This window comes from uncultured Mycobacterium sp., from assembly GCF_964249325.1.
Taxonomy (GTDB): Bacteria; Actinomycetota; Actinomycetes; order Mycobacteriales; family Mycobacteriaceae; genus Mycobacterium.
This window is the reverse complement of sequence record NZ_CAXUCH010000026.1, coordinates 20591-30866: the sequence shown is the minus strand read 5'-3', so window position 1 is coordinate 30866 and position 10276 is coordinate 20591. Positions and strand designations below refer to the sequence as shown.

9 protein-coding genes are annotated in these 10276 nt (G+C 64.5%); 5 read left to right on the top strand and 4 right to left on the bottom strand.

What is annotated here, in order from left to right; all coding sequences use genetic code 11:
* Positions 1 to 33 precede the first annotated feature (33 nt).
* Genes ACFE99_RS05845 through cysD form a run of 3 tightly spaced genes read right to left on the bottom strand, consistent with a single transcriptional unit; the run spans position 34 to position 3544 of the window.
* On the bottom strand, positions 34 to 762 hold the full coding sequence (locus ACFE99_RS05845) for a 3'(2'),5'-bisphosphate nucleotidase CysQ (RefSeq protein WP_375483291.1): 729 nt from the start codon (positions 760 to 762) through the stop codon (positions 34 to 36).
* Positions 759 to 2615, bottom strand: coding sequence for an adenylyl-sulfate kinase (gene cysC, locus ACFE99_RS05840; protein ID WP_375483289.1), 1857 nt, complete (start codon positions 2613 to 2615; stop codon positions 759 to 761). Before cysC ends, ACFE99_RS05845 begins: the two co-directional genes overlap by 4 nt.
* Positions 2615 to 3544 (bottom strand): sulfate adenylyltransferase subunit CysD, encoded by a 930-nt coding sequence (cysD, locus tag ACFE99_RS05835; RefSeq protein ID WP_375483287.1) that lies wholly within the window; start codon positions 3542 to 3544, stop codon positions 2615 to 2617. Before cysD ends, cysC begins: the two co-directional genes overlap by 1 nt.
* Positions 3545 to 3683: 139 nt before the next feature.
* Here cysD and ACFE99_RS05830 point away from each other — a divergent pair, with 139 nt between their 5' ends.
* Positions 3684 to 4109 carry a PaaI family thioesterase gene (locus ACFE99_RS05830; RefSeq protein WP_375483285.1) on the top strand — a complete coding sequence of 142 codons (426 nt, stop codon included), beginning with the start codon at positions 3684 to 3686 and terminating at the stop codon, positions 4107 to 4109.
* A 16-nt stretch (positions 4110 to 4125) separates the two neighbouring features.
* Here ACFE99_RS05830 and ACFE99_RS05825 read toward each other — a convergent pair whose 3' ends face one another.
* A complete protein-coding gene (locus ACFE99_RS05825; RefSeq protein WP_375483283.1) occupies positions 4126 to 4617 on the bottom strand; it encodes a beta-class carbonic anhydrase in 492 nt (163 codons plus the stop codon).
* A gap of 212 nt (positions 4618 to 4829) precedes the next feature.
* Between ACFE99_RS05825 and ACFE99_RS05820 the strand changes: the two genes are divergently transcribed.
* Genes ACFE99_RS05820 through ACFE99_RS05805 form a run of 4 tightly spaced genes read left to right on the top strand, consistent with a single transcriptional unit; the run spans position 4830 to position 10270 of the window.
* Positions 4830 to 5807, top strand: coding sequence for an ABC transporter permease (locus tag ACFE99_RS05820; protein WP_375483281.1), 978 nt, complete (start codon positions 4830 to 4832; stop codon positions 5805 to 5807).
* Entirely contained in the window at positions 5804 to 6739 is a 936-nt protein-coding gene (locus tag ACFE99_RS05815) for an ABC transporter permease (protein ID WP_375483279.1), read from the top strand. The genes ACFE99_RS05820 and ACFE99_RS05815 overlap by 4 nt, the downstream gene beginning before the upstream one ends.
* The gene (locus ACFE99_RS05810) at positions 6736 to 8586 is read left to right on the top strand and encodes a dipeptide ABC transporter ATP-binding protein (protein WP_375483277.1); all 1851 of its coding nucleotides are present in this window, start codon (positions 6736 to 6738) and stop codon (positions 8584 to 8586) included. Before ACFE99_RS05815 ends, ACFE99_RS05810 begins: the two co-directional genes overlap by 4 nt.
* A 25-nt stretch (positions 8587 to 8611) precedes the next feature.
* Positions 8612 to 10270, top strand: a complete 1659-nt coding sequence (locus ACFE99_RS05805) for an ABC transporter family substrate-binding protein (protein ID WP_375483305.1) — start codon at positions 8612 to 8614, stop codon at positions 10268 to 10270.
* Positions 10271 to 10276 lie beyond the last annotated feature (6 nt).

Here is a 10276-nt window from a genome sequence, read left to right as displayed (position 1 = left end):
GCAGGGTGTGTTTCTGCCACCGGCGCGGGGGCGCTATCGGGTGAGGGCCAACACCGCGTCGGCGTGCTCGGGCCGGCACACCAGGAGGTCTGGAAGCAGCGGATCGCGCCGGTTGTACGCCAGCGCCGACCCGTCGATGCGTGAGGTGTGCAGGCCGGCGGCGCGGGCCACCGCGACAGGTGCGGCCGAGTCCCATTCGTATTGCCCGCCGGCGTGCACGTACACGTCGGCTCGTCCGTGGATGATCGAGGCGACTTTTGCGCCCGCCGAGCCCAGCTCCACCAGCGTGCCGGCGAGTCGTTCTTGCACCCGCAGCGCGATCGCGGGCGGGCGGGTGCGCGACACCACGATGCGCGGCGGGCCGGCCTGTGCCGGCGCCGCCGTGACCTTCGGCGTGGCCAGCGTCGTGCCCTGCGCCGGCAGGGCAACTGCGCCGGCGACGAGTTCCCCGGATTCCCACAGCGCCACATGCACTGCCCAGTCCTCGCGGCCCCACTCGGAAAAATCCTGTCTGCCGTCCAATGGGTCGACGATCCACACCCGCTGAGCGCCTAATCGCACCGCGTCGTCGTCGCCTTCTTCAGACAGCACCGCATCCCCCGGCCGCTCGCTTGCCAGTGCCTCCATCAAGAAGTCGTGGGACCGCTTGTCACCCGCGGCTTTTCGCTCGACTCGGGGCGCCTCGGCCAGCTCCTGGCGCACCGTCAACAGCAGCTCTCCCGCCTGGGTGGCCAGCCGGGCGGCCAGCTCATGATCGCTCACCGCCGGGACTCGAGCAGCTCGACGACTTGCTGGCCTAGTTCGTCGAGGCTGCGGTCCGGGGTGAGCCGCAGGTCTGGGTTCTTGGGCCGCTGGTAGGGGCTGTCGACGCCCGTGAAATGCGTGATCTCGCCGGCGCGGGCTTTGGCGTAGAGGCCTTTCGGATCGCGCCGTTCGCAGTCCTCCAGCGGGGTGTCGCAGAAGACCTCGAAAAAGTCGATCCCCGCGTCGGCGTGCACCCGGCGAGCGAGTTCCCGATGCTCGGCGAGTGGGCTGATCGCCGGCACCAGCACAGTCTGGCCGCAATCGGCCAGTAGTACCGCCACATGGGCTAGCCGGCGCAGGTTTTCCGCGCGGTCGGCCATGGAAAATCCCAAGTCGGCGTTGAGGCCGTGTCGGAGGTTGTCACCGTCGAGAACGTAAGCGGCAACGCCCTTTTCAAGGAGCTTTCGCTCCACCAGCATCGCCACCGACGACTTGCCCGCACCGGACAGGCCCGTGAACCACACGGTGCGCCCGCGCCCGGTTAGCCGGTCTTCGGCGGTCACCAACGACTTGTGCCGCACGGTGTTCGGGCTTGGCGTGCGGGCCGAGACGTCGCGCAACACCATGCCGGCGGCCACGGTGCCGTTGGTAACGGGGTCGATGAGGATAAAAGACCCCGTGCTGGTGTTGCGGGTGTACTCGTCGAGCAGCAGCGGTACCGGGGTACGCAGCGTGACGCGGCCAAGTTCGTTGAGCGTCAACGCCGTCGCGGTCTTGTCGCGGTGCAAGGTGTTGACGTCGAGCCGGTAGGACAGCTCGATCACCTTCGCGCGCGTGGTTCGGGTGGTGTGCTTGATGAGGTACTCGCGGCCCGGCTCCAGTGCCGAGGAATCTGCCATCCAGCACACGGTCGCGTCGAACTCTTGGGCCACCCGAGGCTGGTTGGTGGGCCGGGCGATCATGTCGCCACGGGAGATGTCCAGATCGTCGGCGAGCCTCAACGAGACCGCCATCGGCGGAAAGGCTTCTGCCACTGGGCCACTGGGCCCGTCGATCGCGGTAATCCGGGTGGTCTTGCCGCTTGGCAGTACCACTACTTCGTCGCCCGGCCGCATCACTCCACTGGCCATACTGCCCGCGTAGCTGCGGTGGTCTTGATTGTCGAGAGTCTGCGGCCGGATGACGTACTGGACCGGGAACCGGACGTCGACCAGGTTGCGGTCGCCGGCGATATACACCTCTTCCAGATACGGCAGCAGCGCCGGGCCGTCGTACCACGGTGTGTGCTTTGATTTGGTTACCACGTTGTCGCCGTGCAGCGCCGACATCGGAATGGTGACTACGTCATGTACGTCAAGCCGGGCGGCGAAGGCGTGGAATTCGTCGCGGATGCTCTCGAATTTCTCTTGGCTCCAGTCGATCAGGTCCATCTTGTTGACCGCGAGCACGATGTGGCGGATGCCCAGCAGCGACGCCAAGAACGTATGGCGGCGGGATTGCTCGCGCAACCCGTGGCGGGCGTCGACCAGCACCACCGCCAGTTGGGCGGTGGAGGCTCCGGTGACCATGTTGCGGGTGTACTGGATATGCCCCGGGGTGTCGGCGATGATGAATTTCCGCTTGGGCGTAGAGAAGTAGCGGTAGGCCACATCGATGGTGATGCCCTGTTCGCGCTCTGCCCGTAAACCGTCGGTGACCAGCGCCAGATCGGTGTAGTCGTGGCCGCGTTCCTTGGACGTGCGCTGCACCGACGCCCACTGGTCTTCCATCATGGCCTTGGAGTCAAAGAGCAGCCGCCCGATCAGCGTGGATTTACCGTCGTCGACAGAACCCGCGGTCGCGATGCGCAGCAGCGTGGTGGATGAGGCCATCAGAAGTACCCCTGCCGTTTGCGGTCTTCCATGCCGGCTTCGGAGATCCGATCGTCGGCGCGGGTAGCTCCGCGTTCCGTCAACCGTGACACCGCGGTCTCGGCGATGACTTCTGCCACCGTGGCCGCTGTCGATTCCACACATCCGGTACAGGTGACGTCACCAACGGTGCGGAATCGCACCGACGCCTCGAACACCTTCTCTCCTGCGCGCGGCTGCATGTACCGGTGCACGGCCAGCAACATGCCGTCGCGTTCGAACACCCGTCGACGGTGCGCGAAATAGATCGACGGCAACGTGATCTTCTCGGCGCCGATGTAGGACCAGACGTCGAACTCGGTCCAGTTCGACAGCGGGAAGACCCGGATGTGCTCGCCTTTGTGGTGTCGCCCGTTGTAGAGGTTCCAGACCTCGGGACGCTGCGCCTTGGGATCCCACTGCCCGAACTCGTCGCGGAAACTGAACACCCGCTCCTTGGCGCGCGCCCTCTCCTCGTCGCGGCGGGCGCCGCCAAACGCGGCGTCGAACTGGTGCTCGCGGATTGCGCGCAGCAGCGTCACCGTCTGGAGCGGGTTACGTGAAGGGATGGTTTCTACGACCCGACCGGCGTCGATGTCGTCTTGCACCTTGGCCACGATCAGCCGCACCCCGGTCTGCTTGACCAGTTCGTCGCGGGTGGCGATGACCTCGTCGAAGTTGTGGCCAGTGTCGACGTGCATTACCGGGAACGGCAGCCGGCCCGGGTGAAACGCCTTGAGCGCCAGATGCAGCATCACGATCGAGTCCTTGCCGCCGGAGAACAGCAGCACCGGCCGCTCAAACTCCGCGGCCACCTCCCGAATGATGTGGATGGCCTCGGCTTCCAGCGAGCGCAGGTGGCTTAGTTCGTACTGTCCGGCAGCTGGCGCGGTGGTTACTTGGCTGGTCATATTTTTACCCGGTTATCTTGGTAGGATTAGCCATATTAATGAGTATTACCGTGTATGTAACCAGCCGTCGGCGAAGCTGTCAACGCCCGCGCCGGCACCGGTTCACCGCCGTGTCGGTGCATTGCGAAAACATGGACGCATGTCAGCTCCCGATAAACCGCCCAGTGGCCGCGATGTCATCGCCCAGTTTCTGCCCCAATCCCCCTTCGTCGCCAAGCTCGGCATCATCGCCGAAGTGCTCGCCGACGATCAGGTGCGGCTGCGGCTGCCGTGGGATCCGTCCAACGTCACCATCGGCGACATGGTGCACGGCGGAGCAATCGCGACGCTGGCCGATCTCACGGTCATGGCCGCGGCGTGGTGCGGCGCCGACGCACCCCCGGAGCTGCGGGGTGCGACGGTGTCGATGGCGCTGGACTTCATGGCGCCGGCCCGAGCGACCGATGTCATCGGGATAGGCCGCGTGTTGCGGCGCGGCCGGTCACTGGTTAACTGCGAGGCCGAGGTCGTCGACCCGCAGGACCGGCTGATCGCCAAGGCGCTGGCCACCTACAACATCGGCTGACGGCGGCCGCCGAGCGCTACAGGGTGACTTCGTTGAGCTTGCCGGTGGCGACATCGAAGACGAAGCCGCGCGCCGACTCGTGTTTGGTGACGAACGGGCTGGCCCCGATGCGGCGCAACGACTGCCGGACGTCTTCTTCGACGTCGGGGAAAGCCTCAGCGGCCCACGGTGGTTTAAGACCGGTCTCCTCCTGGATGGCGCGCTTGAAGTCGTCGTCGGTGAACGTCAGCATCCCGCAGTCGGTGTGGTGGATCAGGATGACTTCGCGGGTTCCCAGCAACCGCTGGCTGATGGCAAGTGAGCGGATCGCGTCGTCGGTGACCACTCCGCCTGCGTTGCGGATGACGTGTGCCTCGCCCTCCTTGAGCCCGAGGATGCGGTACACGTCGAGCCGGGCGTCCATGCACGCCACCACCGCGACGTGTTTGCTCGGTGGCAGCGGCAACGGCCCCTCGAAGGCATTCGCATATTCCGCATTGTTGGCCAAGTATTCGTCGGTAACGGTCACGCCAATCTCCTTAGACAGTGCATGGTGTCGTTTGCTGCACCGACAATTCGGGTGGCTGATTTTAGCAATCGGCGACAGGTATTTCACACCGTCCGGATCAATCCGATCAGAATGGCGCAAGCCGCCCACCACAGCTTGCGGTGCTGATTCGCGAGCGCTCCGACGTCCGCTCGCTACCCTGTGCCCATGCGACACTGGCGAAGCAGGCAGACATGATCCGCTTCTTGGCGCGTCGGTTGCTGAACTACATCGTCCTGCTGACCCTGGCGTCGTTCTTGACGTTCTGCCTGACATCCCTAGCGTTTCATCCGCTCGACAGTTTCATCCAGCGCCACCCACAGCCTCCAGCGGAGGCCATCCACGCCAAAGCCGTTCAGCTTGGCTTGGACAAACCCATACCCATCCGATACGGGAAATGGATTGCCGGCGTGGTCCACGGCGATTTCGGAACGACGGTGGCGGGCCATCCCGTCTCCGAGGAGCTATGGCGCCGGGTCGGGATCAGCCTGCGGCTCCTGGTGATCGGCTCGGTCGTCGGCATGGCGGTCGGCGTCATCGTGGGCGCGTGGGGAGCCATCCGTCAGTACCACATGAGCGACCGGGTGATCACCGTGCTGTCGTTGATCACCCTGAGCATTCCGTCGTTCGTGCTCGCGGGGTTGCTGATCCTGGCCGGGCTGCGGGTGAACATGCTTACCGGGCTGCAGATGTTCCTGTATACCGGTGAGACCTCGCCGATTCCGCGCGGCGGGTGGTGGGACCAGCTCATCGACCGCGCGCAACACATTGTATTGCCAAGTCTCACCCTGGCTTTGGGTGCAATCGCAGTATTCAGCCGCTATCAGCGCAACGCGATGCTGGACGTGCTCAGCGAGGATTTCATCCGGACCGCTCGCGCTAAGGGCCTGACCCGCCGCCGGGCGCTGTTCAAGCACGGCCTGCGCACCGCTTTGATCCCGCTGGCGACATTGTTCGCCTACGGAGTCAGCGGGCTGGTCGTCGGGGCGGTGTTCGTCGAGAAGATCTTCGGTTGGCACGGCATGGGCGAGTGGGCCATCCAAGGCATTTCGACGCAGGACACCAACATCGTGCTGGCGATTGCGCTGTTCTCGGGAGCGGCGGTTCTGCTTGCGGGGTTGTTGTCCGACGTCTTCTATGCGGTGCTGGACCCCAGGGTGCGGGTGTCATGACACAACAGGTCACCGCGGAAGCCACGCCGGTTCGATCCGGCATCCACCCCGCCGAGTTCACCTCGCGGCGAACGCTGTTGGCGCGGCGGTTCCTCCGAAACAAGCCAGCCGTGGTGGCGCTGACTCTGTTGGTGCTGCTGTTCATCGGGTGCTACGCGCTGCCGCCGGTATTGCCTTACGGGTACAACGATCTCGACTACGACGCGCTGTTGCAGCCGCCGTCGCTTCGGCACTGGTTCGGCACGAACACACTCGGCCAGGACCTGCTGGCTCGCACGCTGCGTGGCATGCAGAAGTCGATGCTGATCGGTTTTTGTGTGGCACTGATCTCGACCAGTATCGCCGCGACCGTCGGATCGGTGGCCGGTTACTTCGGCGCCTGGCGTGATCGGGCGCTGATGTGGCTGGTGGACCTCCTGCTGGTAGTGCCGAGCTTCATCCTGATCGCGATCGTCACGCCGCGCATCAAGCAGTCCAGCAACATACTGTGGCTGATCGTGCTACTGGCGGTGTTCAACTGGATGGTCAGCTCCCGGATGGTGCGCGGGATGACGATGAGTCTGCGAGAACGGGAATTCATTCGCGCGGCGAAATTTGCGGGTGCCGCAGCCCCCCGTATCATCGTGCATCACATCGTGCCGAACGTCGCCTCGATCCTCATCATCGACGCGACGCTCAACGTCGCCTTCGCGATACTCGCCGAAACTGGTTTGAGTTTCTTGGGATTCGGTGTTCAGCCCCCGGACGTGTCGCTGGGCAACCTGATCGCCGAGGGCACTTCGTCGACCACCACGTTCCCGTGGGTTTTCTTGTTTCCGGCGGGCGCGTTGGTGCTGATCGTGTTCTGCGCCAACCTCACCGGCGACGCCTTGCGGGACGCCTTCGATCCGCGCAGTGGATCGACACGCCGCCGGAAGCGACGGCCCAAGTGAGCGCCTTGTTGGAGGTGACGGACCTCAACGTCACCTTCGAAACCGACGATCTGCTGGTTCCCGCGGTGCGTGGCACGAGCTACCGCATCGATGCGGGTGAGGTGGTGGCCATCGTCGGCGAATCCGGTTGCGGCAAAACCACTGCCGCGATGGCCGTAATCGGGCTGCTGCCCGAATACACGCACGTCTCCGGATCGGTGCGATTACACGGCCACGAATTACTCGGATTGTCCGACAACGAGATGTCACAGATCCGGGGCAAGACAATCGGCACCGTGTTCCAAGACCCGATGTCGGCACTGACGCCCGTCTACACCGTCGGGGACCAGATCGCCGAGGCCATCACGGTGCACAACCGCCACATCACCCGAGCGAAAGCCCGCGCGCGTGCCGTCGAGCTGCTCGAGCTGGTCGGCATCGCCCAACCGCAGCGCCGCGCCAGAGCCTTCCCGCATGAGCTGTCGGGCGGCGAGCGCCAGCGGGTAGTGATCGCGATTGCCATCGCCAACGACCCTGATCTACTGATCTGCGACGAACCGACCACCGCGCTGGACGTCACCGTGCAGGCACAGATCCTCGACGTACTGCGAACCGCACGCGACGTCACCGGCGCCGGTGTGCTGATCATCACCCACGACCTCGGTGTGGTATCGGAATTCGCCGACCGGGCACTGGTCATGTACGCCGGACGCCCCGTCGAAGTCGCTACCGTCGACGAGCTTTACCGCGACCGCCGGATGCCCTATACGGTCGGATTACTGGGTTCGGTGCCACGGCTGGACGCCCCGCAGGGCACCCGGCTGATTCCGATCCCGGGAGCACCGCCCACGATGACGTCGTTGTCCCCCGGGTCGTGCACGTTCGCCCCACGCTGCCCGCTGTCAATCGACAAATGTCTCTTGGCAGAACCCGATCTTGTCACGGTCCGCGACGGCCACCGGGCGGCGTGTATCCGCACCGATCACGTTGCGGGGCGCAGCGCAGCCGAGATCTTCGGAGTCTCAACACAACCGCAGCCGATCGATACCACGGACGCAGAACCGCCGGTCGTACTGCGGGTCACCGATCTTGGCAAGACTTACCGGCTCACCAAAGGTGTGGTTTTCCGTCGGCAAGTGGGTGAGGTGCATGCGGTCGCCGGGGTCAGCTTCACGTTGGAGCAGGGCCGCACTTTGGGCCTCGTCGGCGAATCCGGTTCGGGCAAATCCACGACGCTGACCCAGATTCTGGAGCTCACCAAACCTGAGGCGGGCTCCATCGAAATCCTCGGTGCCGACGTCGCGGCCGTCGACTCGGCCGCGCGTCGCAACCTACGGACTGAACTGCAAGTGGTGTTCCAAGACCCGGTGGCGTCGCTCGACCCGCGGCTGCCGGTGTTCGACGTCATCGCCGAACCATTGGTCGCCAACGGATTCGACAAGCGTCGGTGCGACGAGCGGGTCGCCGAGTTACTGGCGATCGTCGGACTCGACCATGCCGATGCCAGCCGCTATCCCGCCGAGTTCTCCGGTGGGCAAAAGCAGCGAATCGGGATTGCGCGGGCACTGGCGCTACAGCCGAAGATTCTTGCGCTCGACGAACCGGTGTCGGCTCTCGACGTCTCGATTCAGGCAGGCATCGTCAACCTGCTGCTGGATTTACAGCAGCAATTCGGGCTGTCCTATCTGTTTGTCTCGCATGATCTTTCGGTGGTCAAACACCTGGCCCACCGAGTGGCGGTGATGTATCGGGGAAAGATTGTGGAACAGGGCGACGGCGACCAGGTGTTCACCAACCCGCAGCACGAGTACACGCGGCGACTGCTTGCCGCGGTGCCGCGCGCACATTCCGATGTCGTCAGCGGTTAGCATCGCGCGGGTGAGACGCCCGCCGATGGTCCGTAGGCTTGCGCCGCTGGCGCTGGTTGTGGGTGTGATCGTCAGCGGCTGCGCCGACGGATACCGCGACCTCCAGGAAGGCCATGCCGCGCGGGTCGGCACGACCAGCGACATGAACCCTCGCGACCCGGCTACCCTGCGCGACGGCGGCAACCTGCGACTACCGCTGAGCGAATTCCCGTCGAATTTCAACGAATTGAACATCGACGGCAACACCGCCGACGTCGGTTCGATCGTCACGCCGACGCTTCCGGGGGCGTTCATCACCCAGTCCGACGGGGCGCCGAAACTCAACACTGACTACTTCACCAACGTGGAGCTGACCAACACCACCCCACAGGTCGTCACATACACGATCAATCCCAACGCCGTGTGGAGCGATGGCGCCGCGATCACCTGGGAAGACCTCAAGTCCGAGGTCGAGGCGTGCAGCGGCCGAGACAAGCGGTATCTGATCGCCAGCAGAGCGGGTTTCGAACGGGTGAAGTCGGTGACCAGGGGCGTTGACGACCGGCAGGCTGTCATCACCTTCGCCGAACCGTACGCGGAGTGGCGGGGGATGTTCGCCGGCGGTATGCAACCGCGGAGCATGACCGCGAATCCAAACGTCTTCAACACCGGTCAGCTCAACGTCCCGGGCCCGTCAGCCGGGCCGTTCATCGTCTCCACGATCAACAAAGCAGCGCAACGCATTGTGCTGACCCGCAACCCCCGTTGGTGGGGCGCCAAGCCGCGACTGGACTCCATCACGTTTCTCGTGCTCGACGCCACCGCGGTCATTCCAGCCCTGCAGAACAACGCCATCGATGCTGCCGACGTCGGGACCCTCGACGAATTGGTCACCGCCGAGCGCACTCCCGGCATCGTCATCCGGCGTGCGCCCGCGCCTACGTGGTATCACTTCACGTTCAACGGCGCACCTGGGTCCATCCTCGCCGACGAGAAGCTGCGGGTGGCGATCTGCCGGGGCATCGACCGCCAAGCCATTGTCAACATCGTCCAGCACGGCCTGACCGACCATCCGGTGCCGCTGAACAACCATATCTACGTCGCCGGCCAGGTGGGCTACCAAAACAACAGCGCGCCAGGAGCTTTCAACCCTGACCAGGCACGTCGAGATTTGGATTCGCTGGGCTGGAAGCTCAAGGGAGCCGTCCGCGAAAAGGGCGGCAAGCAGCTGGTCATCCGTGACGTGTTCTTCGATGCGCCCACGGCCCGCCAGATCGCCCTGGTCGCTCAGCAGAACCTGGCTCAAGTCGGTGTCAAGCTGGTACTCGAACCCAAGCCGGGCACCGGGTTCTTCAGCCAGTATGTCGGCGTCGGCGACTTCGACATGGTCCAATTCGGCTGGGTGGGTAACGCTTTCCCGCTTTCGGCGCTGCCACAGATATACACCTCGGACGGTGACACCAATTTCGGCAAGATCGGCAACCGTGCGATCGACGCCAAGATCGAGCAGACACTGTCCGAATTGGACCAGGAGAAGGCCCGCGCGCTTGCCAACGAGGTCGACACCATGATCTGGCAGGAGGGATTCAGCCTGCCGCTGTTCCAGTCGCCCGGTGATAGAGCGGTGCGCAGCGACCTGGCCAACTACGGCGCACCGGGATTGGCCGACGTGGTTTACACCGCGATCGGATTCACCCGGGACTGACGATAA